The organism is Frigoribacterium sp. NBH87 (genome assembly GCF_014217665.1).
In the GTDB taxonomy this organism is placed as follows: Bacteria; Actinomycetota; Actinomycetes; order Actinomycetales; family Microbacteriaceae; genus Frigoribacterium; species Frigoribacterium endophyticum.
The window spans coordinates 627,402-652,423 of sequence record NZ_CP043650.1 but is presented as its reverse complement, the minus strand read 5'-3'; the positions used below and the strand labels follow the sequence as shown (position 1 = coordinate 652,423).

Annotated in this window: 18 protein-coding genes; 6 read left to right on the top strand and 12 right to left on the bottom strand. The window is 74.7% G+C overall.

Annotated elements, in window-relative coordinates:
• Positions 1 to 329 precede the first annotated feature (329 nt).
• The 6 genes from F1C15_RS03025 to F1C15_RS03000 all read right to left on the bottom strand — a co-directional run bounded on the left by F1C15_RS03025 (position 330) and on the right by F1C15_RS03000 (position 9,613).
• Positions 330 to 1,238 (bottom strand): hypothetical protein, encoded by a 909-nt coding sequence (locus tag F1C15_RS03025; RefSeq protein WP_185232882.1) that lies wholly within the window; start codon positions 1,236 to 1,238, stop codon positions 330 to 332.
• A 59-nt stretch (positions 1,239 to 1,297) separates the two neighbouring features.
• Positions 1,298 to 2,470, bottom strand: a complete 1,173-nt coding sequence (locus F1C15_RS03020; RefSeq protein WP_219731563.1) for a zinc-binding dehydrogenase — start codon at positions 2,468 to 2,470, stop codon at positions 1,298 to 1,300.
• A 3-nt stretch (positions 2,471 to 2,473) separates the two neighbouring features.
• Positions 2,474 to 3,520 (bottom strand): ABC transporter permease, encoded by a 1,047-nt coding sequence (locus F1C15_RS03015; RefSeq protein WP_056055320.1) that lies wholly within the window; start codon positions 3,518 to 3,520, stop codon positions 2,474 to 2,476.
• 14 nt (positions 3,521 to 3,534) lie between these two features.
• Positions 3,535 to 5,079, bottom strand: coding sequence for a sugar ABC transporter ATP-binding protein (locus F1C15_RS03010; RefSeq protein WP_197981082.1), 1,545 nt, complete (start codon positions 5,077 to 5,079; stop codon positions 3,535 to 3,537).
• 79 nt (positions 5,080 to 5,158) lie between these two features.
• Positions 5,159 to 6,181, bottom strand: a complete 1,023-nt coding sequence (locus tag F1C15_RS03005) for a substrate-binding domain-containing protein (RefSeq protein ID WP_185232880.1) — start codon at positions 6,179 to 6,181, stop codon at positions 5,159 to 5,161.
• Positions 6,182 to 6,190: 9 nt separating this feature from the next.
• A complete protein-coding gene (locus tag F1C15_RS03000; RefSeq protein ID WP_185232878.1) occupies positions 6,191 to 9,613 on the bottom strand; it encodes a DUF5107 domain-containing protein in 3,423 nt (1,140 codons plus the stop codon).
• A gap of 92 nt (positions 9,614 to 9,705) precedes the next feature.
• On the opposite strand from F1C15_RS03000, the gene F1C15_RS02995 reads away from it, so the two are divergent.
• Positions 9,706 to 10,572: an AraC family transcriptional regulator gene (locus F1C15_RS02995; RefSeq protein WP_185232877.1), complete on the top strand. Its 867-nt coding sequence runs from the start codon at positions 9,706 to 9,708 to the stop codon at positions 10,570 to 10,572.
• A 43-nt stretch (positions 10,573 to 10,615) separates the two neighbouring features.
• Here F1C15_RS02995 and F1C15_RS02990 read toward each other — a convergent pair whose 3' ends face one another.
• The 5 genes from F1C15_RS02990 to F1C15_RS02970 form a co-directional block, all read right to left on the bottom strand.
• Positions 10,616 to 11,863, bottom strand: coding sequence for an amidohydrolase family protein (locus F1C15_RS02990; RefSeq protein WP_185232875.1), 1,248 nt, complete (start codon positions 11,861 to 11,863; stop codon positions 10,616 to 10,618).
• Between the two features lie 75 nt (positions 11,864 to 11,938).
• Entirely contained in the window at positions 11,939 to 13,258 is a 1,320-nt protein-coding gene (locus tag F1C15_RS02985) for an ABC transporter permease (RefSeq protein WP_185232873.1), read from the bottom strand.
• Entirely contained in the window at positions 13,258 to 14,361 is a 1,104-nt protein-coding gene (locus tag F1C15_RS02980) for an ABC transporter permease (RefSeq protein WP_056055305.1), read from the bottom strand. Before F1C15_RS02980 ends, F1C15_RS02985 begins: the two co-directional genes overlap by 1 nt.
• A complete protein-coding gene (locus F1C15_RS02975) occupies positions 14,361 to 15,896 on the bottom strand; it encodes an ABC transporter ATP-binding protein (RefSeq protein ID WP_185232871.1) in 1,536 nt (511 codons plus the stop codon). Before F1C15_RS02975 ends, F1C15_RS02980 begins: the two co-directional genes overlap by 1 nt.
• A 4-nt stretch (positions 15,897 to 15,900) precedes the next feature.
• Positions 15,901 to 16,944 (bottom strand): BMP family protein, encoded by a 1,044-nt coding sequence (locus F1C15_RS02970; protein WP_056055299.1) that lies wholly within the window; start codon positions 16,942 to 16,944, stop codon positions 15,901 to 15,903.
• 182 nt (positions 16,945 to 17,126) lie between these two features.
• On the opposite strand from F1C15_RS02970, the gene F1C15_RS02965 reads away from it, so the two are divergent.
• From F1C15_RS02965 to F1C15_RS02950, 4 genes are all read left to right on the top strand, one after another.
• Positions 17,127 to 18,551 carry an amidohydrolase gene (locus tag F1C15_RS02965; protein ID WP_185232869.1) on the top strand — a complete coding sequence of 475 codons (1,425 nt, stop codon included), beginning with the start codon at positions 17,127 to 17,129 and terminating at the stop codon, positions 18,549 to 18,551.
• 2 nt (positions 18,552 to 18,553) lie between these two features.
• Positions 18,554 to 19,309, top strand: coding sequence for a creatininase family protein (locus tag F1C15_RS02960; RefSeq protein WP_185232867.1), 756 nt, complete (start codon positions 18,554 to 18,556; stop codon positions 19,307 to 19,309).
• The gene (locus F1C15_RS02955) at positions 19,306 to 20,328 is read left to right on the top strand and encodes a LacI family DNA-binding transcriptional regulator (protein WP_185232865.1); all 1,023 of its coding nucleotides are present in this window, start codon (positions 19,306 to 19,308) and stop codon (positions 20,326 to 20,328) included. Before F1C15_RS02960 ends, F1C15_RS02955 begins: the two co-directional genes overlap by 4 nt.
• Positions 20,329 to 20,632: 304 nt before the next feature.
• Positions 20,633 to 23,935 carry a TM0106 family RecB-like putative nuclease gene (locus tag F1C15_RS02950; RefSeq protein ID WP_255465453.1) on the top strand — a complete coding sequence of 1,101 codons (3,303 nt, stop codon included), beginning with the start codon at positions 20,633 to 20,635 and terminating at the stop codon, positions 23,933 to 23,935.
• Between the two features lie 382 nt (positions 23,936 to 24,317).
• Here the strand turns inward: F1C15_RS02950 and F1C15_RS02945 are convergent, their stop codons facing one another.
• Positions 24,318 to 24,701, bottom strand: coding sequence for a very short patch repair endonuclease (locus tag F1C15_RS02945; RefSeq protein ID WP_185232863.1), 384 nt, complete (start codon positions 24,699 to 24,701; stop codon positions 24,318 to 24,320).
• Here F1C15_RS02945 and F1C15_RS02940 point away from each other — a divergent pair.
• Positions 24,700 to 24,990 carry a hypothetical protein gene (locus F1C15_RS02940; protein WP_185232861.1) on the top strand — a complete coding sequence of 97 codons (291 nt, stop codon included), beginning with the start codon at positions 24,700 to 24,702 and terminating at the stop codon, positions 24,988 to 24,990. The genes F1C15_RS02945 and F1C15_RS02940 overlap by 2 nt on opposite strands.
• The last annotated feature ends 32 nt before the right edge of the window (positions 24,991 to 25,022 follow it).

Here is a 25,022-nt window from a genome sequence, read left to right as displayed (position 1 = left end):
CGTCGACGGACGACGATACCGCGGGGGCGGTGGGGCGCCGGACGCGGGCGGCCCGCTCGGTGCCGTCACGGGGCCGTCGGGTGGCTCGTGGTGGGGTGCGGCGGGTCGGTGTCCTCATGGGCGGGTCGGCGCCGACCCGCCCAGAGGGACGTGGACCCGCCCCACTGCTCGGCGTCGCTGACGCTGACCCGCCCGGAGGGGCGCTGACCCGCCCGGGGGGACGCTGACCCGCCCGCACGGATCGTCGGGGCGGGCGCACGTGCTCGCCGCGTCGGGCCCCGAGCGGAGCACCTCGGCGACGTCGTCGCACCTCGGCCCGGATCGGCCGGCTACGCCGGCCCGACCCGCCACTCGATCTCGAGCGTCGACGCGTCGCCCGGCTGCAGGGTCTCGAGCGGCCCGAGCACCTCCAGCTCGACGAGGTGCGCCGAGGGGTGGAGCCCCTCCAGCGACGCGATCGGCTCGGCCGTCGGGCGCTGCAGCCAGACCTCGACCTTCGCGCCGCCGTCGGGCCAGGTGCCCGTCGTCGCGGGCGTCGTCGACAGCGCGAGCACGGGGCCGCCCTCGTCGTGCAGGGCGACCGGCCCCGAGGCTCCGGGGTAGCCCCGCTTGGCGACGCCGGTGCCGAGGGGCAGGACGACGTCGTGGCCGCGTCGGCCGCTGGGCAGCTCGCCCTCGTACGTGCCGAGGTCGAGCTCGTCGGCGGCCCGGTCGTGGGGCACGACCACCGACGACCCGGCGGACGGGGAGGCGGCGCCGGCGGCCGTGTCGGCCTGGCAGACCTCCCAGATCGCCCACCGCCGGGTCGTCGACGACACGTTCTCGAAGGTGACGTGCTGGTCGAGGCGCGTCGACCCGTCACGCACGGTGAACCGGCGCGTGACCCGCAGGCCCGAACGCGGGTCGTCGGGGCTGGTGAGCGTGACCACGACGACGGACTCGTCGACCGTCCACGACGCCGACCAGGTGCCCGAGTCGAGCACGGGGTCGGGCGGCCCGGCCCACTCGTCGGGGCCTGACCAGCCCTGGGGGGCGGGCCAGGTCTTCGATCCGCCGACGTTCGCCCAGGTCGACATGCCGCCGTCGCCGGTCGGCCAGGTCGAGACCGGCACGACCGGCCGCAGCGCGCCGTCGAGCAGGGCGGGGTCGCGCCAGAGCAGCTCCCGGCCGTCGTGCACGAGCGAGAGGAGGCGCCCCCCGCAGGTCGGCGCGAACGCGAGCGCTAGCTCGTCGGTCACGACCCTGATCAGCGGGAGGCCGCCGTGCTCGCCGGCGCCGACCGACTCGACCCGCACCGTCACGAGGCCGGGTGCCCGATCGTCGTGGCCCGGGCGGCGGGCTCCTCGCGCACCGGGGCGCCGGCCGGCACGAGCACGACCTTGCCGGTCGCGCCGGCCGCCGCGATCCGGTAGGCCTCGTCGGCGTCGGTGAGCGGCAGCGTGTGCGAGACGACGATCTGGGGGCTGAGGCCGCCCTCGGCGATCATGCGCGCGACGTCCTCCATGCCCTGGAGCGACGTCACCCACGACGCGGTGATCGTGAGCTGCTTGTGCAGCAGCGTGTCCGACACCTCGGTCTCGAGTCGACCGCCCTCGCCGAGCAGCCCCACCCGGCCCCACTCCGCCGCAGCCTCGACCGCGGTGAGGCGACCGGGCGTGCTGCCCGAGCAGTCGACCGTGACCTGGCAGCCCACGCCGTCGGTGAGCGCGAGCACGTTCTCGACGGCGTCGCCGTCGGCCAGCACGACGTCGTCGACGAGTCCGGTCGCGCGGACGAACTCGATGCGCTCGGCCGATCGCTCGACCCCGATGACGCGGCGAGCGCCGAGCATCCGCCCGAGCATGGCGGCGGCGAGGCCGACCGGGCCCAGGCCGACGACGAGCAGGTCTTCTCCGCCGTGGACGCCCGTGCGGCGGAGGCCCTCGTAGGCCGTGCCGAAGCCGCAGGCGATCAGCGCGCCGTCGACGTACGAGAGTCCGTCGGGCAGGGGCACGCAGGTCGACTCGTCGACCAGCACGTACTCCGCGTGGCCGCCGTCGCGCTGCCAGCCGTACGACGCCTTGTGCGGCTGGTCGGTGCAGCTGATGAAGTAGCCCGCGCGGCAGTTGCGGCACCGGCCGCAGCCCTGGATGTGGTAGACGATGACGTCGTCGCCGACGCCGAAACGGGTGACCCCGGGCCCCGACGACACGATGCGCCCGCACGGCTCGTGGCCCGCGACGACGCCTTTGTAGGCGGGGGCGCCGTCGAGGCCCTTGTGCGTCTTGTAGCCGTTGTAGATGAAGCCGATGTCGCTGCCGCAGATGCCGCTCGCGCCGACCTGCACGAGCACCTGCCCGGGGCCGGGCGTCGGCACGTCGTGCGTCCGCAGCTCGGCGGTGCCGTCGCCGGGCAGGAACACGCCCTGCATGGTGCCGGTGGGCGAGGAGGCGCGGGTCGCGGCCTCGGGGGAGGGGACGGTGGTGGTCATGGCCTAGCTCTCTTCGATCGACCCGCGCTTGCGGGAGAGGGTGACGTTGAGCAGGACGGCGAGCACGATGATCACACCGCGCACGACGCTCTGGAGGAAGGAGTCGACGCCGAGCAGCACGAGCCCGTTGCCGATCAGCGTGATGAAGATCACGCCGAGGAAGGTGCCGACGAGGCTGCCGCGCCCGCCCGACATCGCGGTGCCGCCGATCACGACCGCGGCGATGACGTCGAACTCGAGGCCGTTGGCCGCACCGGCGTTGCCCGAGCCGAGGCGGGCGGCGAGCAGCACGCCGCTCAGGGCACCGAGCATGCCCATGATCGCGAAGAGCAGCACCCGCACCCGGGCGACCTTGATGCCCGCGAGCCGGGCCGCCGCGGCGTTGCCGCCGATGGCGAAGACCGAGCGGCCGAAGGCCGTCTTGCGGGCGACGAAGGCGAAGACCAGGAAGGCGACGATCATGATGACGGCCGGGGTCGGCACGCCGAGCACGGTGCCGGTGAGGAACGGCATGACCGGCTCGTCGAGGGGCAGCGGCACGGGCAGCGCGTCGGTGCTGAACTGGCCGAGGCCGCGCAGCACGCTCCAGAGCCCGAGCGTCGCGATGAACGACGGCACGAGGAAGCGGGCTCGCAGCACGCCGGCGAGGGCGCCCCAGCCCGCCCCGACCACGAGCGTGATCAGGATGGCGAGCAGCGCGGGCAGCCCCCATTGCGTCATCGCCACGGCGACGATGACCGACGACAGGGCGACGGCCGGGCCGGTGCTCACGTCGATCTCGCCGGCGATGATCACGAGGGTCATGCCCGTCGCGGCGATGCCGATCAGCGCGGCGTCGCGGAGCAGCCCGCTCTGGTTGGCGACGGTGAAGAAGCCCACCGCGTTGAACATCAGGTAGAGGTACAGCACGACGATCGCGACCAGCAGGCCGACGATGTTGACGAGGGTCGTGTTGCGACGGAACGCGTCGCGGACGCGGCCGACGGCGCCGCCGCGGGGGCGGCCGCCGGGCGTGGCCGAGGTGGTGGTGGGGTCGAGCGTGGAGGTCATCGGGTCGTCCTTCTTCAGCTCGAGACCATGGAGGCCTGGAGCAGCACGGGCAGGGAGATGTCGGGGGCGCGGTACTCCTCGCGGAGGCCGCCGTCGCGGAGGACGAGCACGCGGTCGCAGGCCAGGGGCAGCTCCTCGATCTCGCTCGAGACGAAGACGACGAGCTTGCCGGTGTCGGCGACGGCGCGCATGATCTCGTAGATCTGCGCCTTCGCCTCGACGTCGACGCCCCGGGTGGGCTCGTCGAGGAGGAGCACGCGGCTGTCGGCGTGCAGCCAGCGGGCGATGACCGCCTTCTGCTGGTTGCCGCCGCTGAGGGTGCTGATCGGGCGCGAGAGGTCGTGGGCCTTGATGCTGAGCCGGTCGGCGAGCGCCTTCGTGGCGGTGGCGATCGCCCCGGCCGACAGCGCGCCTCCCCGGGTGACCCGGCCGAAGTCGCTCATGACGATGTTCTCGTCGATGCCGAGGCCGGGCACGACGCCGCGGCCCTTGCGGTCCTCCGGGGTCATGCCGACCCCGAGGGCCAGCATGCGGGAGGCGGTGGGCCGGTCGACGACGGAGCCCGCGATCGAGACGGTGCCGCCCGTCGCCGGCCGGAAGCCCGCGATCGCCTGGAGCAGCTCGGTGCGCCCGGAGCCGAGGAGCCCCGCGATGCCGAGCACCTCGCCGGCCCGGCCCTCGAAGCTGACGCCCCGGAGCTTCGGGGCCACGTCGAGGTCGTCGACGCGGAGGAGCACCTCGCCCGAGGTGACCGGTCGCGTCGCGACGGCCCGCTGTTCGGGGTCGGCGCCGATCATCAGCTCGATGATGTGGGCGGTGTCGCTGCCCGCGATGGAGACGGTCTCGACGACCTTGCCGTTGCGCATCACGGTCGCGGTGTCGGCGATCTGACGGATCTCGTCCATCCGGTGGCTGACGTAGAGCACCGCGACGCCCTGGGCGGCGAGCCGCTTGACGGTGTCGAGCACGAGGTCGACCTCCGCCGCCGCGAGCGCGCTCGTCGGCTCGTCGAGGATGAGCAGGCGCGGGTCGTCCTGCAGGGCACGGCCGATCTCGACGATCTGCTGCTGGGCGAGCGTGAGCCCGGCGACCTCGGCGTGCACGTCGATGTCGGCCCCGAGGCGCTCGAAGGTCGCGCGGGCCCGCTCGACCATCGCGCGGGTGTCGATGCCGAACCGGCCGCGGGGCCAGCGGCCCATGGCGAGGTTCTCGGCGACGGTGACGCCGGGCACGAGGCTGAGCTCCTGGTAGCACGTGGCGACGCCCGCGGCGGAGGCGGCGGTGACGCCGCCGTCGCGGAGCGGCTGCCCGCCGAGCAGGACCTCACCGGCGCTGGGGGTCTCGACGCCGCTGAGCAGGCGGATCAGCGTCGACTTGCCGGCGCCGTTCTGGCCGAGCAGGGCGCGGACCTCGCCGGCGTGGACGGCGAAGTCGACCCCGTCGAGGGCGGTGACGCCGGGGTAGACCTGGCTGACGCCGCGGGCCTCGGCGATGGGGGCGCCGCGGTCGCGGGCGGGATCGAGCGGCGCGATCGGGGTGTCGGCTGTCGACTCTGACAAGGGGATCCTCCGGGGATCGGGTGGTGGTGGATGAGAGGGGCGACGGTGAGCCCGGCGGGGGCCGGGCTCACCGTGCCGATCACGGGAGACCGTCGGGGTGGGTCTCGGTCCACCCGGCCGCGTCGGCGGGCAGGTAGAGGTCGATCGGCGCCGCGACGACCTTCTCGTCGGGGGTCTTCCCGTCGATGGCGTCCTGCGCGGCGGCGAAGGCGAGCTTGCCCGCCTCGATGCCGCTGATGTCGACGACGGCCTTGAGCACGGAGCCGTCGGCGAGCTCGGCCGCGATGTCGGACGTCATGTCGGAGCCGAAGACGGCGACCTGACCGGTGAGGCCGCGGGTCTGGACGGCCTTGTAGGCCCCGACGGTCGCGCCGCCGGCCTCGCCGTAGAGCCCGTCGAGGTCGGGGTTCGCGCTGAGCATCTGCTCGGCGGTCGAGACCGCCTGGTCGACCTCGGCGCCCTCCTGGTTCGCGACGAAGACCGTGCCGGGCAGCGCTGCGGTCAGGGCCTCGGAGAAGCCCTTGAAGCGCTGCTGGCAGACCTCGTACTGCTCGCAGTTGATGACGCCCATCTTCGGGGCCGTGATGCCGGCCTCGGTGAAGTACGCCGCCGCCTGCGTGCCGAGGTCGCCGCCGAACTTCAGCGGGTCGCCGAGCACCCAGGCCGTGACGTACTGGTCGACGGCGTCGTCGCTGACGCAGGTGTTGTAGCAGATGACCGGGATCCCGGCCTCGCTGGCCTGGCGCACCGCGGGCACGCTGCCGTCGGTCGAGACCGCGGACATGATGATCGCGCTGACGCCGGAGGAGGTGAGCGTGTTCATGAACGAGCTCTCCTTCGAGACGTCGCCCGCCGAGGTCGACTCGAGGAAGTCGACCTTCTTCGAGTCGGCGTCCGCCGCGTCCTGGACGCCCTTCTTGACGCCGCCGTAGAAGCCCTGCGAGTCGAGGTAGAGGGCGCCGATGCGCTCGGCGCCGCCCTCGCCGCCGTCGGCGCTGGGGATGGAGCAGCCCGCGAGGGCGGCGGCCGCCGCGAGGAGCGCGGCGGCGGAGAGGACGCGGCGTCGCGCCCTCGGCCTGATCGGTGTCGACATGGTGGTCATGGTTCCTTCCTAGGGGCGCCCGGCGTCGTCGCCGGACGTGACCGCGGGGGCGGTCGGGTCGGGGGTGGTGGGGTCGACGGGGGAGGGCTCGTGGCCCAGCCCCGTCCACAGCTCGGCGACCACGTGGCGCAGCCGGGTGACCTCGGCGTCGCGCCCCTGCTGCGGGTCGTCCTGGAAGAGCAGCATCGTGGGCAGCGAGGTGGCGAAGTAGTCGACCTCGGCCGGGGTGGCGGCCAGCTCGTCGACGAACGCGTCGAACCGGCGGAGCAGGGCCCGCGCCTCGTCGTCGGCGCCGAGCCTGGTCAGGGCGGTGACCGACGCGGCGCTCCGCTCGGTGAAGGCCTGGGCGGCCATGCCGGCGAAGTCGCCCGTGGCGTCCGCCGCCTGCCGCCAGGCCCACCGGGCGGCGTCGTCGTCGCAGCGGGCGGCGAGGGCGTCGCCGAGGGCGAGGTGGAGCTCCGCCGTCGTCTGCAGGGGGTGGCGCGCCTCGCCCAGGGTCGTCGGGGGCTCGAGCGCGGCGACGACGTGGTCGTGCGCCGTGTCGGCGTCGTCCGCGGCGAGCGCTTCGCGGGCGGCCGCCAGCGAGGCGGCCTCCCAGGCGCCGAGCACCTGGCCCTCGCCGCCCTCCCAGGGCTGGAACCGACGAGCGCGCACCGCGGCGAGGGCGTCGTCATGACGGCCGACGGCGGTGAGCAGCCGGGCGCGGACGACGCTGAGGTCGTCGCGCTCGAGCACGAGGGCCGACTGCCGTTCGAGGGCGTCGAGTCGCTCGGCCGCGGGCACGCCACGGCGCTCGGCGAGCTGGTCGCTCTCGAAGAGCAGGCGCGAGTCGTCGGGCCGGAGCTGGCGGGCCGCGGCGTAGTGCTCGGCCGCTGCCTCGGGGTCGTGGGCGACGTTGTAGGCGGCCACGCCGAGGTTGCGCTCGACGACCGCGGCCTGGGCGTCGTCGAGGTCGCCCTGGAGGGCCCGACGCCACGCGTCGGCGGCGTCGGCGCCGCGGCCGTGGGCGTAGTACCAGCTGCCGAGCAGCGACCAGGCGAGGCCGTCGGCCGGCACCACCTGCACGGCCTCGAGCAGCACGGTGACGTCGTCGAGCCGCGACGGCAGGCAGCGGGTGGCGTCGACGGCGTGCAGCGAGACGAGGGCGCGGCGGGCCTCGGCCGTGCGGCCGGCCCGGGCCAGCAGGGAGGCGCGGTGGTAGCCGAGCAGGGGGCCCACGTTCACCTGGCCCTGCGCGGCGCGGGGGAGCTGCGCCTGGGCGAGGTCGAGCACCGAGAGGGCCTCGTCGAGGTACCCGGCCGAGCCGTACTCGAGGGCGACGTCGAGGAGGGTGGGGGAGTCGTCGGAGAGGACCCGGCCGGCGAGGTGGCGGGCCCACTGGTCCAGCGGGTCGAGCGCGAGCGTCTCGTGCAGCAGGTCGTCGGCCTCCTCGCGTCGGTCGAGGTCGCGGAGGGTCAGGACGAGGAGGTCGCGGGCCTGCAGGTTGTCGGCGTCGCGGCGCAGCACAGCGCGGAGCAGCTGCTCCGCGGTGGCGGGGTCGGAGCGGCCGAGGAGGCGCGCACGGGCCAGCGAGGCGGGCCCGGCCCAGGCGGCGTTCCAGGCGGACTTCGCCAGCGCCTCCTGCGCCTCCGCCCCGCGGCCGAGACGGGTGAGGGCGAGGCCGAGCCGGTAGAGCGGCTCGCCGTCGGCGGGGTTCGGTGCCCAGGCCAGCTGGCGCGTCACGGCCGTGCGCAGCAGGTCGAGCGCCTCGCCCCAGCGGGCGGAGTCGTGCAGGAGCGTCGCCAGCGCGACGTTGACCCGCACGTCTCCGGGGTCGCGACGGAGCGCCTCCCTCCAGTACGGCTCGGGCGACCGGGTCGCGTGGCGGTACTGCTGCAGGTACTGGCCGACGAGGAAGAGCTCGTCGACGGTGGCGACGTCGGCGGGGGCCGGCGGAGCGACCGCGGCGGCCGGGGCGTCGACGGTGCCCGTGCCGTCGGTGCCGTCGGTGCCGTCCGCGCCGGCCTCGGCGTCGAGCTGGGCGGCCACGCTGCGGCCGTCGACCGCGACGAGCACGCGCCCCTCGGCCCGCGCCTCCACCAGGACGTCGTCGAGCACCGTGCCCTCGGGCAGCGGGCGGTCGAGCACCGCGGGCGAGCCGGGTGCGACGGCGACGCGGTGCTGGTCGAGCACCCGGCCGTCGCGGGCCCGGACGACGACGTCGACGGCGGGGTGGGCGTGCGTCACGGCGAGGCCGACGCGGAGCACCGCGGGCCCCTCCTCGGGCAGGTCGACACGCAGCGCGGCGTCGCGCGTCGCCTGGTGAGCCGGGCCGATCTCGGTGATCGGGTACCAGAACTGGCTGAAGGTCTTCGTCTCGCCGGGCGTGAGGAAGGAGAAGTCGGGCTGGTTGTCGGTGTACACGCCGGCCATGAGCTCGACGTAGGGGCCGTCGCCGTCGGTGAGGTTGTCGTCCCAGGCCCAGCCGAAGGGAGCATTACCCCACGTCCACTGCTTCTTGCCGGGGGAGATCGCCCGATCGGCCCAGTGGACGAAGCCCGCCCGACGGCCGTGGTCGTAGCCGCCGAAGAAGTCGTCGTCGGTGTGCGTGACCATGTACGAGGTCGGCACCGGGATGTTGCGGTACCAGTCGAGCCGGTCGCCGTCGGGGTGGTCGGCGTCGACGCGCCCCGGGTAGTCGACGCCGTAGTACTCGCCGGCGACGCGGGGGAAGTCGACGACGGCGCGCTTCGCGTGGTCGGCCACGTGGCGGACGTCGGTCGGGAAGAACGACTGGTAGTCGTCGTTGACCGCGGCGGCGACGTTCGCCCACCAGAGGAAGGTCTGCGTCTCGTCGCTGCGGTTGAAGAGCCGCACGCGGGCCTCGATCAGCGAGGAGCCGGGGCGCAGGCGGATGCCGTGCATGCCCTTCATCCGTGCGAAGGGGTCGTGGTCGGAGCACCACACGGTGACGGCCCCGTCGGCCTCGCGCTCGATCGACACGTCGGTGGGGAGGAACGTCGCGGGGCGGTGGTGCTGGGGCCAGTTGAACTCGACGCCGCCGGAGATCCAGGGCCCGGCGAGGCCGACGAGCGCGGGCTTGACGACGTTGTTGCGGTAGAAGATGTCGTAGTCGGCCGTCTTGTCGTAGGCCACGTGGATGCGGCCGCCGAGCTGCGGCAGGACGACGAGGCGCAGCCACTCGTTCTCGAGGTGCACGGCGTCCCACGCGTGGGGCCGCTTCTCGGCCTCGATGCGCTCGTGGAACGGCAGCGGGAAGACCCGCCCGGACGATCCTTGGTAGACCCGGGAGTCGAGGAAGGCCGGGTACCTGTCGGGTTCGCCCGGCAGGTAGGTGTCGACGACGAGGGGCTCCGACCAGGCGGCGACGCCTGCCGAGGCCTGGTCAGCGGGCACGGGGGGAAGAGTCAACCTCGACTCGGCGGTGAGCATGGGGCCAGCGTACGGAGCCGACCCGCGCCTCCGGAACGCCCGATCCACCGGCGTCCCTGGACGAAACGACGATCGCCGGCCATCATCGAACCATGACCATCGAGGACGGCTTCCCCGGGCAGCGGCTGCTCGTCATGCCCCGACAGGCGGTGCGCACCGCCCTCACGCAGCCGGGCACGTCGCACCTGGTCGTGACCGACGCGGGGTACTTCCCCGAGGCCCGGGCGCACGGCATGGCCCGCCCCGCCGGGGTGCCGCAGAGCGTCGTGCTCGTCTGCGTGCGCGGCGGCGGCTGGTGCGAGGTCGGCGGCGTGCGGCACGTCGTCAGCGCCGGGCAGGTCGTCGTCGTGCCGCCCGAGACGGCGCACGAGTACGGCTCGGACGACGCGGCGCCCTGGACGCTCTGGTGGCTGCACCTCGACGGGTGCGACCTCGCCGAGTTCCTCCGCGTCGCCGGCCTGACCGCGTCGGCGCCGGTGCGGCAGCTCACCGACGTCTACCGCGTCGTTGCGCTGATCGAGGAGGTCGTGCAGGCGATGGAGCGCGACCAGACCTTCGCCAGCGTGCTCGCCGCGTCGGGCGCCGCGTGGCACCTCATGGCCCTGCTCTGCTCGGAGCGGCGGGTCGGCAGCCCGCGGGAGTCGGCGGTCGAGCAGGCGCAGGACTACCTGCGCAAGCACGTCACCGACCGCGTCTCGGTCGAGGAGCTCGCGGCCCTCGCCCGGCTCAGCCCGTCGCACTTCGCGGCGCGCTTCAAGGCGGAGACCGGGTCGACCCCGCTGCGGTACCAGACGCAGCTGCGCATGGCGCGGGCCCGGGAGCTGCTCGACACCACCGACCTGCCGGTCGGGCTGGTGGCGGAGCGGGTGGGCTACGTCGACCCCTTCTACTTCTCGCGCCAGTTCAAGGCGGTGCACGGGTCGACGCCGGTCGGGTACCGGGCGCAGCGGAAGGGCTGAGGTCAGGGCCGGGCCGGCCCGCACAGGGCGGGCGGCGCCGTCCTCAGGCCGCGGGCAGCGCCCCCGCGACCACCCGCCCGCGGGCGACGACCGCGACGATCGCGTCAGGGTCGAGCGCCGCCGCGTCCTCCCACGGGCGCCCGCGCAGCAGCACGAAGTCGGCGGCGGCCCCGACGGCCACGCGGCCGAGCTGCGTCGACCGGCCGATCGCCGCCGCCGCGCGCGACGTGCCCGCCCGGAGCACCCGCTCGGGCGACCAGCCGAACACGTCGCCCATCCGCCGCAGCTCGCGCATCTGGTCGCCGAACGCGACGTGGAACCCGTTGGCGTCGGTGCCGAGCACGAAGTCGACGCCGACCTCGGCGGCGGCGCGGAACGCAGGGTCGCGGGTCGCGACGAGCGCGGCCGCCGTCTCGCGCTGCTCGGCCGAGACGGGCACCGAGCCCTCGGCGATGGCGTCGTTGATCAGCAGCGTGGGGGCGATGGGCAGCCCGGCCGCCACGACCTGCCGGGCGAGGTCGCCGTCGAGCTGTGTGGCGTGCTCGATCGAGTCGACGCCCGCGCGGAGGGCCACGCGGATGCCCTCGGCGGTGTGGGCGTGGGCCGCGACGAGCAGGCCGAGCGCGTGCGCCTCGTCGACGATCGCGTCGATCTCGGCGCTCGTGTGGTTGCGCCAGGAGGGGGCGTCGCCCTCGGAGAGCAGCCCGCCGCTCGTCGCGATCTTGATGCCCGTCGCCCCCGCACGCGCGTGCGTCCGCACCAGGGCCCGGCAGGCGTCGACGCCGTCGGCGGTGGGCTTCCGGAGGCGCGGGTCGACCCCCGGGGGCACGAACATGTCGCCGTGCCCTCCCGTCATGCTCACCATGCCGTGCGCGAGGATCCGCGGCGCCTCGACGAGCCCCGCCTCCACGGCGCGCGCCAGCGAGAACTGCACCTCGTCGGCCGACAGGTCGCGCAGGGTGGTGACCCCGCCGGCCAGGGCACGCCGGGCGTGGGCCAGGCCGTGCAGCACCTGCTCGGTGGGGGGCGTCACGAGCGGCCAGGTCAGGAACCCCGAGGAGGCGCCTCCCGCGTTCCCGATCAGGTGGACGTGGGTGTCGACGAGGCCGGGCACGAGCGACAGCCCCTCGAAGCGGGCCGACGGCTCTGCCGGCTCCACCTCGGTGACCACGGCGTCCGTCGCGATGCCGGGCCGCGCGGGGCCCCAGCTGACGGTGCTCGGGCCGAGGGCGCCGTGGCCGTCCCAGACGTCGACGCCGGCGAGGGAGGTGGGGGAGGCATGGTGGAGCACGGTGGGTCCTCGAGAGGTCGGGGGAGCAGGAGCAGGAGCAGGGGCAGTGGCAGTGGCAGGACGGGCCGGGCGGTGTCAGCTGCGGCGCGTGCGTCGCGGCACCAGCCGCCCGAGCGCCGCCGGGGGCCGCATGCGGGTGCCGGCGACGACCAGCACCGCCAGCGTCACGACGTACGGGGTCGCGCTGGAGACCGCGGCGGGCAGCGGCACCGCGACGAACACGACGAGCAGCACGACGCCCACGACCAGGGGCGGCAGGCCCTCGCGCAGCTTCCGGCCGGGCACCGTGCGGCGCAGCCGCAGCAGGCCGAGGGCCGTGAAGACGACGGCGAGCACGAGCACGAGCGCCCGCAGCGTCTCCGGCCGGCCGATGCCGACGGCGTCGCTGACGCCGAAGAGGGCGGCGCCGAAGAACACGCCCGACGGCGTCCAGTTGCCGAAGATCAGCGTCGCGAGGCCGATGAAGCCGCGGCCGGCGGTCTGGTTCTCGATGTAGCCCTGCGAGATGAGGGTGAGGTAGCCGCCCGCGAAGCCGGCGAGCCCCGAGCCGACGAGCACCGCGATCCAGCGCGTGCGGTGCACGCTGCCGCCGAGCGCCTGCAGGGCGGCGGGCTCCTCGCCGGCGGCGCGCCAGCGGAGGCCGAACGGCGTCTTCCAGAGCACCCACGCGACGACGGGGATGATCAGCAGGCCGATCACCGCGGCGAGCGAGACGTCGCGGGTCAGGCCCCCGACGAGGCCGCCGACCTGGGCGACGACGGGCAGCTCGGAGGCCTCCATGGCACGGCTGAGGTCGGGCGTGCCGAGGCCGCCGCTGACGAACGGCAGCGACAGGTGCGGCACGTCCGCGCCGATGCGGGGCGACCGCGCGATGGTGCCGCCGTCCATCCCGCTGAAGACGATGTCGGAGGCGAAGCGCGCGACGGCCGCCGCGATGACGTTGATCGAGACGCCGACGATCAGCTGGTTGATGCCCATCTCGATGCAGAGCACCGCCATCAGCACCCCGAAGACGAGCCCGCCGGCGACGCCGCCGACCAGGGCGGCCCAGGGGCCCGCGACGGCGCCGAGGAGGCCGGCCGTCCACGTGCCGCCGATCATCATGCCCTCGAGGCCGACGTTGATGACGCCCGAGCGCTCGGAGAGGAGGCCGCCCATCGCGACGACGGCGATCGGCACGGTCAGCCGCAGGGCCGAGCCCCAGGTCGCCGACGCCGTGATGCCGGGGGCGTCGGCCAGGTAACGGGCGAGGATGAGCAGGCCGAGGCCGAGCAGGGTCCAGCGGAGCGCGGCGCGCACGTGGCGCGCGGACGGGCGGAGGCGGTCGACGGAGGCGCGGGCGGGCCCGGCCCCCGAGGGGGTCACGGCGGCGAGGGGATCGGTGCCGGTGCTCATCAGGAGGCTCCTCCGGTCGGGGCGGCGTCGGGGGTGCGGGCGGCCCGGAGGCGGCGGCGCACGGCGGCGGCGAGGGCGACGCGCTGGTCGACGCGCTCGGTGAGCCAGTACCCGACGGCCGACGAGAGCAGCACGACGGCGAGGAAGACCTGGCCCACCTCGGTCGGCAGCTGCACGAGGCCGAGCACCTGGCTGCTGCGCTCGACGAAGGCGAGCACGAACGCGCCGAGCGCCATGCCGATCGGGTGCTGGCGCCCGAGGAGGGTCGCCGCCAGCCCGGTGAACATGAGGTCGGTCGGCAGCGTGCCGTCGAAGCGGCCGGCGACCGAGAGCACGTGGGGCAGCCCGACGAGCCCGGCGACGGCGCCGCTGACGAGCATCGCCTGGACGATCTTGCGGTCGACCCGGATGCCGGCCGACTCGGCCGCCTCGGGCGACCGGGCCGCGACCCGGAGGCCGTAGCCGAAGAGGCTGCGGTCGACGACGAGGTGGTACACGACGCCGACCAGCACGGCGACGACGACGAAGCTCGAGACCGCTCCCTGCCCGCTGCCCGTGCCGGGCAGGGCGGGCATCAGGCCGCCGGCGTCGATCATGGCCGTGCCGGTGTTCTGCCCGCCGCCGGACCGGAAGACGCCGCTGAGCAGCACGGCGACGACGGTGGTCGCGACCGCGTTGAGGAGGATGGAGGTGATGACCTCGTTGACGCCGCGGTGGATCTTGAGCAGGGCGGGGATGAGGGCCCAGCCGGCGCCCACGGCGCAGGAGATCAGCAGGGTCAGCGGCAGGCGCACCGCCAGGGGGAAGGGCAGCGACGCGGCGGCCACCGCGCCGGCCAGGGCGGCCATGCGGTACTGGCCGTCGACGCCGATGTTGAAGAGGCCCATCCGCACCGCGAAGGCACCCGCGACCGCGGCGAGGTAGAGCGGCACGGCCGAGTCGAGGCTCGCGACGAGCGACGCCGGCTGCGTGCCGTACGACCACATCACCGAGAAGGCGCTCGACGCGCTGTAGCCGCCGACGGTGAGGAAGAGGGCGGTGACCGCGAGGGCCAGCAGCACCGAGACGACGGGCCCGGCCGCGGTGACGACGACGCGACGCATCAGCTCGCCCCTCCCGTCGCGGGGGCGTGGGCGCCGGTCATGTGTTCTCCCAGGTCGAGGGCGGTGACGTGTCGGGGGTCGAGCTCGGCGACGACGCGGCCGCCGTACATGACGAGCAGCCGGTCGCTGAGGGCGAGCAGCTCGTCGAGGTCGGCCGAGACGAGCAGCGTGCCGAGGCCGGCGTCGCGGGCCTCGACGAGTTCGCGCCAGACGGCGCTCTGCGCGCCGACGTCGACGCCGCGGGTCGGGTGCGCTGCCACGAGCACGGTCGGGTCGGAGCCGAGCTCGCGGCCGATGATGAACTTCTGCTGGTTGCCGCCGGAGAGCGCCCGGGCGCGGGTCGACGGGGTGCCGCCCCGCACGTCGAAGCGCCGGATGATCTCGGCGGCCGCCGCCGTGGCGGCCGAGCGGCTGAACCACCAGCCCCGACGGATCGGTGCCCGGCCCTGGTAGCCGAGCGCGGCGTTCTCGGCGAGGCTCAGGTCGAGCACGACCCCGTCGCGGTGGCGGTCCTCCGGGATGTACGCGAGCCCGAGCGCGCGGCGCTCGCGGGTGGGCAGGTCGTCGATGACGCGCCCGCCGAGCGACACGCTGCCCGTGTGCTCGACCCGGCCGAGCAGCGCGGCCAGCAGCTCCGACTGGCCGTTGCCCTCGACGCCCGCGACGCCGACGACCTCGCCCCGGCGCACGGTGAGCGACAGGTCGTCGACCAGGGGGCGCTCGCCGGGTCGGCCGACGGTGAGCCCCTCGACGGCGAGCACGACGTCGTCGCCCGGCGGCGTGCTGCGCGGCTCCACCGTCGGCATCGCGACCTCGACCATGAGCCCGGCCAGCTCGCGCGGCGTGGTCTCGGCCGCGGTCGTCCGCCCCACCACGCGCCCTGCCCGGATGACCGTGATGTCGTCGGCGAAGGCGAGCACCTCGTCGAGCTTGTGCGAGATGAAGACGACGGAGGCGCCCCTCGCGGTGAGCGCGCGGATGGACGCGAAGAGCGCGGTCGCCTCCGACGGCACGAGCACGGCCGTGGGCTCGTCGAGGATGATGACGCGGGCCTCGCGCCAGAGCACCTTGAGGATCTCGACCCGCTGCCGGTCGCCGACGCCGAGGTCGGACACGAACGCATCGGGGTCGACGTCGAAGCCGTTGGCCGACGCCAGCTCGCCGACGCGTCGGCGGGCCGCCGCCGCGTCGATGCGCCAGGCCGAGCCGGGCTCGTCGGCGAGGACGACGTTCTCCCACACGCGGAGGGCGCCCGCGAGGAGGAAGTGCTGGTGGACGATGCCCACGCCGGCCTGCTGGGCCTGGCGCGGCGAGCGGAAGTCGTGCGCGACTCCCTCGACCTCGACCGTGCCCTCGTCGGGGCGCTCCTCGCCGGCGAGCACCTTCATCAGGGTCGACTTGCCGGCCCCGTTCTCGCCGACGACGGCGTGCACCGTGCCGGGGCGCACGAGGACGTCGATCCGGTCGTTCGCGGTGAGCGTCCCGAAGCGCTTGACGATCCCGGTCAGCCGGACCGCCGCCTCCTGCGCCCCCACGGTCTCAGAGCGCCGTCGGGACGGTGACGTCGCCGTCGACGACGGCCGTCTTCGCCGCCTCGAGCTGGTCGGCGATGCCGTCGACGAAGCCGCCGCTCGTCGAGTAGCCGACGCCGCCGGTCTCCAGGTCGAAGACCTGCTCGCCGGGCTCGAGGCTGCCCTCGTCGAAGGAGGTGATGACGTCCTTGACCGCCACGTCGACGTTCTTCAGCGCCGAGGTGAGGATGAACGGCTTGATGTCGTCGTCGACCTGCGCGTACGCGTCGCCGTCGACGCCGATCGCCCAGACCTTGGCGGAGTCGGTGCTCGCGGCCGCAGCCTGCTCGTAGACGCCCTGGCCGGAGCCGCCGGCGGCCGCGTAGACGACGTCGGCGCCGCCGGCGTACATCGAGGCGGCGGCCTCCTTGCCCTTGGTCGGGTCGGAGAACCCGGTGAAGTCGCCGAGCGGCGAGAGGTAGGTGGAGTCGACGACGACGTCGGGGTCGACGCTCTTCGCCCCGGCCTCGTAGCCGACGAAGAAGTTCTGGATCGACGGCTGGTCGACGCCGCCCACGAAGCCGATGTGGCCGGTGGTCGAGGTCAGCGCGGCGGCCACCCCGACGAGGTACGACGACTCGTTCGCGGCGAACGAGATGGTCGTCACGCCGTCGATCTCGGTGCCGATGTCGGTGTCGACGTCGACGAACGCCGTGTCGGGGTGCTCGGTGTCGCCCATCGGCTGGGCGAACTGGAAGCCGATGCCGACGGCGAGGTCGGCGCCCTGCGAGACGGCGAGGTCGAGGCGGTCCTGGTAGTCGTCGGTGTTCGGGCTCGACAGCTCGAGGGGGTTGAAGCCCAGGTCCTCCTGCGCCGCGGTGAAGCCGGCGTAGCCGCCGTCCATGATGGAGTAGTCGCCCGTCGTGCCGTAGAGCAGCGCGACCGTCGCGGCGTCGGGGTCGGCCGAGGGGGCCGTCGCGGCCGTCTGGCCGGAGCAGGAGGCGAGGAGGAGCGTGGCGCTGAGCGCGGCTCCCGAGACGATCAGGAGGCGACGGGGGCGACGCAGGGGCATGGGGTGCTCCGGTTCTGTGAACGTTTTCACGGCAGGTGGCCTCGGGCGCTCGCAGGATCGGCTCCGAGGGGGTGCAGGGGTGCTGCAACCGTAGACCCGCTCGTGTTACCGACGTGTTTCGGGGACGTAAGGAGTCGGGTAAACGTTCTCAGCGACTCCCGCGTCCGTGGCACGCTGGCGACATGACCCCCGCAGCTCCCGGCGCCGCTCCGGTGCCCGTCGACCTCGTCGTCCGTCGCGTGACCGTGCTCGCGCCGACCGTCCGGCCGCCGGTCGGGTACCCCGACCTCGACCCCGGCGACCCCGGGCGACCAGCCCCGGCCGTGTTCGTGGCCGACCAGGCGATCGGCGTCACGGGCGGAGTCATCGCCTGGATCGTGCCCGACGCCGACCTCGGCCCGGCCGACCTCGCCGGCGCCCGGGTGGTCGACGCGCCGGGCCGCGTCGCCATCCCCGGCCTGGTCAACGCCCACAGCCACTCGTCGATGACCTTCTTCCGGGGCTCCGCGGAGGACGTGCCCACCGCCTCCTGGTTCAACGACCACATCTGGCCGATGGAGGTCAACCTCACCGACCGCGACGTGCTGCTCGGCGCGCGCCTCGCGGTCGCCGAGATGCTGCTCGCGGGCGTGACCACGGTCGCCGACCACTACTTCTCGACCGAGCAGATCGCCACGGCGGTCGACGAGGGCGGCATGCGGGCCGTGCTCGCCCGCACCTTCTTCTCGTCGCAGGGCGCGGAGGGCCTCGACCGGAGCGCCTCCTTCGCGGCCGAGTGGGACGGCGCGGCCGGCGGGCGCATCACCACGATGCTCGGGCCGCACGCCGTCTACACCGTCGACGACGCCGACCTGGCCCGCACGGCCGAGGCCGCCCGGGCGATCGGGGTGCGGACGCACATCCACGCGTCGGAGACGATGCACCAGACGGAGTCGTCGCTCGCCCGGCGCGGGGCGACCCCGATCCAGGTGCTGCACGACACCGGGGTGCTCGACGCGGGGGCCCTGATCGCGCACGGGACGGGCATCGTCGAGAGCGACCTGCAGTGGCTGGCGCCCGTCGCCGACCGGGTCGGCGTCGCGTGCTGCGCGAAGGTCTACCAGAAGCACACGCACGGGCCCACGCCGATCCGCCTGCTGCACGACGCGGGCGTGCCGGTGGGGATCGGCACGGACGGCTGCGCGTCGGGCAACACCCTCGACGTGCTCGAGAGCACCCGCACCATGGCCCTCGTGCAGAAGGCCCACACGGGGGACGCCACCTGGATGACGAGCGCCCACGCCCTCGACCTCATGACCCGCCAGGGCGCCGCCGTCATCGGGCGCGAGCACGACCTCGGGTCGCTCGCGCCCGGGTTCGCCGCGGACGTCGTGCTGATCGACCCGTGGAAGCCGCACCTCCAGCCGATGAACGACCTCGCCGCCGCGCTCGTGCTCAGCGTGCGGGCGAGCGACGTCGAGACGGTGATCGTCGCCGGCCGGGTCGTCGTCGAGCACGGCCGCCTCGTCGACGTCGACCTCGGGCCGCTGATGACCGAGATGAACGAGCGCCTGCCCGGGCTGACCGACCGGTCGCACGGCCGCACCGTGCAGACGTACGCTCCCTAGTGATGATCGACGCCGACCACACGCCCTGGCCCGACGTGGCCGCCGCCCACCGCCGTGGAGCCGGCCTCGCCGTGCTGCCCGTCGGCGCGCACGAGCAGCACGGGCCGCACCTGCCCCTCGGCACCGACACGGCCACCGCCGTCGAGGTCGCCCGCCGCCTGGCCGAGCGGCTCGACGCCGTGCTGCTGCCGCCGGTGCACTACGGCGCGACCTGGGGCACCTCGGGCTGGCCGGGCACGCTCTCGCTCTCGGCCGCGACGGTCACCGCGATCGTCGTCGACCTGGGGCGGGCGCTCGCCGCGTCGGGCGCGGGCGGCCTCGTCGTCGTGAACGGCGACTGGGGCAACCGGGCGCCGCTGCTCGTCGCGGCCCAGCAGCTCATGGAGGAGGGCGTGCTGCCCGTCGTCACGCTCGACCACCCCGGCATGGCCGAGGCGATCGACGAGGTGCGCGAGAGCGCCCCGGCGGCGCCCGGTCTGGCCCACGCGGAGGAGGTCGAGACCTCGATCATGCTGCGCCTCGCTCCCGACGACGTCCACCCCGACCGGTACGAGGCCTGCTACCCGGTGTTCCCGTCGCACTTCGGCACCGCGCCGATGCCGCTGCACCCGTTCTCGCCCAGCGGCGTGTTCGGCGACCCCGCCCTCGCGACCGCGGAGAAGGGCGAGCGGCTGCTCGCCGCGACCGTGGAGGGGTGCCTCGCCGTCCTCGACGACTTCGTCGCCGGCGTGCTCGCGGGCCGGGCGGAGGCGCGGTGAGCCCGACGTCCGTCCCCACCCTGGTCGACGTGGCCCGGGAGGCCGGGGTGTCGATCGCGACCGCCTCGCGCGTGCTCTCGGGGGCCCAGCACGTCTCGGAGGCCCGGGCCCGCGCGGTGCGGAAGGCGATCACCGAGCTCGGCTACCGGCACAACGCCGTCGCCAGCGCCCTGCGGAGCCAGCGCACCGAGACGGTCGGGCTCATCCTGCCCCGGTACACGACGGGCTTCCTCTCCGCCCTGATCGAGTCGGTCAGCGAGGCCCTCGACGACGCCGGGCTCTCGCTGGTGCTGCGGTACTCGGCGGAGGGCGACGACCACGACGCCCGGACGGTGGAGTCGCTCCTCAGCCGACGCGTCGACGGCCTCGTCATCTGCCCCCCGACGGAGGAGGTCAGCCGTGACGCCGTCGCGGCCGCCGACCGCGTGCCCGTCGTGCAGGTGGGCCGCCACATCTTCGGCGACGGCACCGACTCGGTGGGGCTCGACGACAACCGGGCGACCGACCTGCTCGTCGGCGCCCTCGCGGACGGCGGGACGACGGAGGTCGTGACCGTCGGCCTGTCGCCGGCCGACCCCGCCGACGCGCGACGCATCGCGGCCGTGCGGGCCTCGTGCGAGCTGCGCGGCGTGCGGTTCGGCGGCGCGCGACCGGCCGGGGCCGAGCTCGCGGGCGGCGTCGCCGCCGCGAACGAGCTCGTCGCGAGCGGCGACCTCGCGCGGCTCGACGCGGTGGTCTGCGCGAACGACGACGTGGCGCACGGCCTGGTCACGGTGCTCCGCCTCAACGGCGTCGACGTGCCGGGGGCCGTGCAGGTCGCGAGCCTGCTCGACGTGTCGTCGGTCGAGGGCGACGACGAGCGCGAGATCACGACCCTCCGCCACCCGTGGCCCGCCATGGGCCGGGAGGCCGTGCGGCTGCTGCTCGACGCCCTGGCGAGCGGCGACCGCGACGACTCCGGCGGCGCCCGCCGCGTCACGCTCGCGCCCCGGCTGCTGCACGGACGCTCGACCCGCTGACCGCGGCTCCGGGAGCCCGGGGGAGTCGCCCCCGCTGTCGGTCGCGCCCGCTAGCGTTCGAGCACGGCCGGGTCGCTGCCCGGGCCGGACCTGAACGTCAGCACAGCGCCGCCCCGCACTGCCACGCACCGCCCGCACCGCCCGCACGCCCGCACCGCCCGCCGAGGAGGCCGCCATCTACATCGACCCCGACACCGACCTCGTCGTCACCAGCCCGTCCGACCTCACCACCTGGGCGGCGTGCGAGTGGGCGTTCCTCCGGCGGCTCGACGCCGCCCTGGGGCGCATCGACCGGATCGACGCCGTGTCGGACGCCATGCTCGACCGGACGGCGCGGATGGGCGACGACCACGAGGTGCGCTTCCTCGAGCAGCTGCGCGCGAGCCACGAGGTGGTCGAGTTCGAGCGCCCGTCCCGGGAGGGCTACCCGGCGGCGGCCGCGGCCGCCGAGCAGGCGATGCGCGACGGCGTGCCGGTGCTCTACCAGGCGACGTTCCACGACCCGACCTTCATCGGCTTCTCCGACTTCCTCGTGCGCAACGACGCCGGCGAGTACGAGGTCTACGACACGAAGCTCGCCCGGCACGCGAAGATCCCCGCCCTCCTCCAGCTCGCGGCCTACGCCGAGCAGATCGAGGCGCTCGGGGTGCCGGTGGGGGCGCAGGTGCACCTCGTGCTCGGCGACGGGTCGCGGTCGACGCACGAGCTCGCCGACATCGCCCCCGTGCACCGGGCCCAGCGGTCTCGGCTGCGCGACGCGGTCGAGCGACGGCAGCGCGCCTCCTCGGCCCTGTCCTGGGGCGCACCCGGGGTGACGGCCTGCGGCCGGTGCTCGCAGTGCGCGGCGCAGGTCGAGGCGCACCGCGACCTCGTGCTCGTCGCCGGCCTGAGCCTCGGGCAGCGTGCCGCGCTGATCGCGGCGGGCGTCGACAGCATCGACGCCCTCGCTCGGAGCACGGGCGGCGTGCCGGGCGTGGGCGGGGCCGCCCTGTCGCGGCTGCGCGCCCAGGCGCAGCTGCAGGTCGCGAGCGAGGGCGGCGTGCCCGAGGTGCGTCTCGTCGACCCCGGGGCGCTCGCGGCGATCCCCGCCCCCGACGACGGCGACGTGTTCTTCGACTTCGAGGGCGACCCGCTGTACACGGAGGGCGACGGCAGCACCTGGGGCCTCGACTACCTCTTCGGGCTGGTCGACGTCGAGGCGCGGTCGACCGCCTTCTGGGCGCACGACCTCCGGGCCGAGCGGCAGGCGCTCGTCGACTTCCTGGCGTTCGTGCGGGAGCGACGGGCGGCGCACCCGGGCATGCACGTGTACCACTACGCCTCCTACGAGCGCACCCACCTGCTCTCGCTCGCCGCCCGGCACGGCGTCGGAGAGGAGGAGGTCGACGACCTCCTGCGCGACGGCGTGCTCGTCGACCTCTACCCGGTGGTGCGGAAGGCGCTCGTCGTCGGCTCGCGCAGCTACTCGATCAAGAAGCTGGAGCCGCTGTACATGGGCGGCGACCTCCGCGACGGCGACGGGGTCCTCAACGGTGCCGACAGCATCACCGCCTACGTCGAGGCGATCGCGGCGGTGCGGGCCGGCGACCCGGCCGGGCAGGCGCGGCTCGACCAGGTCGCCGACTACAACGAGTACGACTGCCGGTCGACGCTCCGGCTGCGCGACTGGCTGCTGTCGTTCGTGCCGCCCGGGTCGACGACCGACGAGGCGGTCGCCCTCGTCGACGACGAGCGCGTGCGCGCCGAGCCCGACCCGGTCTTCGTCGAGCTGTCGGCCCTGCTCGCCGACGTCGACCCGCTCGACCGCACGCCCGACCAGACGGCCCTCGCGCTCGCCGCGGCCGCGATCGACTACCACCGGCGCGAGGCGAAGACGTTCTGGCAGGAGCACTTCGGGCGGCTCCGTGACCCGCTCGACGAGTGGGCCGACACGCGGGACGTGTTCGTCGTCGAGCAGGCCGAGGTGGTCCGCGACTGGGAGAAGCTGCCGCGCGCCCGCACCCTGTCGCGCGACCTGCGACTGAGGGGCTCGCTCGCGCCCGGCAGCCGGCTGACGCCCGGGGGAGCGCCGCACCTCGTCTACGACGCCCCGCTGCCTCCCTCGATCACGGCGTCGGGGCCGGGCCTGCGCGGCGCGACGTCGCGGGTCGCGGTGCTCGACGTCGACGCCGACCACGACGGCGTCGTGATGCTCGTGAAGGAGTCGCTGCCCGGGGGCGCCGACCCGCACGAGGCGTTCCCGCTCGCGATCACGCCGGCGGCGCCCCCGCGCGCGGCCCCGCAGCCCGCGGCGATCTCCGAGTGGGGTCGCTCGGTGCTCGACGACCTGCCCGCCTTCGTCGACGACGCGGCGCTCGACCTGCTGCGTCGAGTCCCCCCGCGGGGCGGGGTCGTGCCCGTCGACGGCGACGACACCGTCGGCGCCGTCACGGCGACGCTGCTCGGCCTCGACCGGTCGTACCTCGCCGTGCAGGGCCCGCCCGGCACGGGCAAGACCTACGTCGGGTCGACGGTCGTGGCGCGGCTGGTGCGGCAGCACGGCTGGCGCGTGGGCGTCGTCGGCCAGTCGCACGCGGTGGTCGAGAACTTCCTGGAGGCGGTGGTCGGCAAGGGCGTCGACCCCGCGCTGGTCGTCAAGGTGCCGAAGAGCGGAGCGAGTGCGGAGGCGGTCGAGGCCGCCGCGTGGACGCCCGTGAAGAACGGGGCCGGCCTGGCCGAGTTCCTCACCGGCCCGGGCGAGACCGGCGGAGTCGTCGGGGGCACCGCCTGGACCTTCGCCAACCCGGACTACGTCGCGCGGCACTCGCTCGACCTGCTCGTCGTCGACGAGGCCGGTCAGTTCTCGCTGGCGCCGACGATCGCGTCGGCCGTCGCCGCGCAGCGCCTGCTGCTGCTCGGCGACCCGCAGCAGCTGCCGCAGGTCAGCCAGGGATCGCACCCCGAGCCCGTCGACACGTCGTCGCTCGGCTGGCTCGCCGACGGGCACGACGTGCTGCCGCCGGAGCTCGGCTACTTCCTGTCGCGGACGTACCGGATGCACCCCGCCGTGACGGCGCCGGTGTCGCGGCTCTCGTACGAGGGCGCGCTCGAGTCGCGGGCGCCCGAGCGGCACCTCGAGGGCGTCGAACCCGGGCTGCACGCCGTACCGGTCGAGCACGCGGGCAGCACGACGTCGTCGATCGAGGAGGCCGAACGCGTGGTCGACCTCGCGCGGTCGGTCGTCGGTCGCGCCTGGTCGGACGAGCACGGCACGCGTCGGCTGACGGACGACGACGTGATCGTGGTCGCGCCGTACAACGCGCAGGGGGCCGTGATCCGCGACGCGCTCGACGCCGCGGGGCTGACCGGCACGACGGTCGGCACCGTCGACCTCTTCCAGGGGCGGGAGGCGGTGGTAGCGATCGTCTCGTTGGCCGCGTCGAGCGCCGCCGACATCCCGCGCGGCCTGGACTTCCTGCTCATGCCCAACCGGCTCAACGTCGGCATCAGCCGAGCGCAGTGGGCGGCGTACCTCGTGCACTCGCCCGCGCTGGCCAGCTCGATGCCCACGTCGATCGCGGGGCTTGGCACGCTGTCGCGGTTCATCGAGCTGGTCGAGCGGCGCTGACGCGCGCGCGGGGCGGAGCGGGTGGGGCGGCGCGCGCCGTGCTGGCCTGCGGGTGTCCTGCGGGCGGCGCGCGCCGCTCCGGCCCGCGGGTGTCCCGCGGGCGGCGCGCGCCGCTCCGGCCCGTGGGACACCCCGTTCTCGCACGGGAACCCCGCCGCGGCAGGGTTCCCCTGCAAGAACAGGGTTCATCTCGGCGAGCGGCCGACCTCTCGGCCCGAGCGGCACCACGTTCTCACACCCGAACCATGCCGCGGCGTAGTTCCCCTGCGAAGAAGTGGTTCGTGGTCGTCGCGTCGAGCTCGCAGCTCATGGAGACCGATCCGAGAGGGCCGTCGGTCCTGCGATCCTCACTTCTCGGTGCGGACGTCGTGGAGCACCGGCGTCACACGTCCGCCGCCGCACGCCGCAGCACCGCCTCCACGGCGTCGATCGCCTCGGCCGGGGGCGTGTGCTCCCACACCCGGACGACCGCCCACCCCGCCGAGCTGAGCTCGTGGTCGTGGGCGGCGTCGCGCCGCCGGTTGGCGAGCAGCTTGGCGTGCCAGTAGGCCGCGTTCGCGGTCGGCAGGTGCGTGTGCTCGACGCAGAAGTGCCAGAAGCAGCCGTCGACGAAGACGGCGAGGCGGAGGCGCGGGAAGAGCAGGTCGGGGCGACACCGTGAGACCCCCGCCACGGGGCGGCCCACGAAGTACCGCCAGCCCCTCGCGTGCAGCCCACGTCGCAGAGCGAGCTCGGGGCGCGTGTCACGACGGCGGATCCGGCTCATGCGGCGTCGCAGTGGAGACGCGCACCAGTGGGCAGGCAGCGTCACCTTCCAGCTCGACGGCAGCCGCTCCGAGCACGACGTCCTCGACGCCGTCGCGACCGGCTTCACGTCCCAGGAGGGCTTCCGGTCGACGGTCGACGACAACGGAGAACGCGAGCGCATCCTCGTCTCCGGGCCCGAGGGTCTGGCGTTCGTCGCCCGGGTCAGCGACGCGGACGAACTCCACGTCGCGTCCGCGTCCCGCTGCTTCCTGCTCCGCGACGATGAATCGGTCCACGACACCTACTGATGCTGGCTGCTGCCGGTCGAACGATGGCGAGG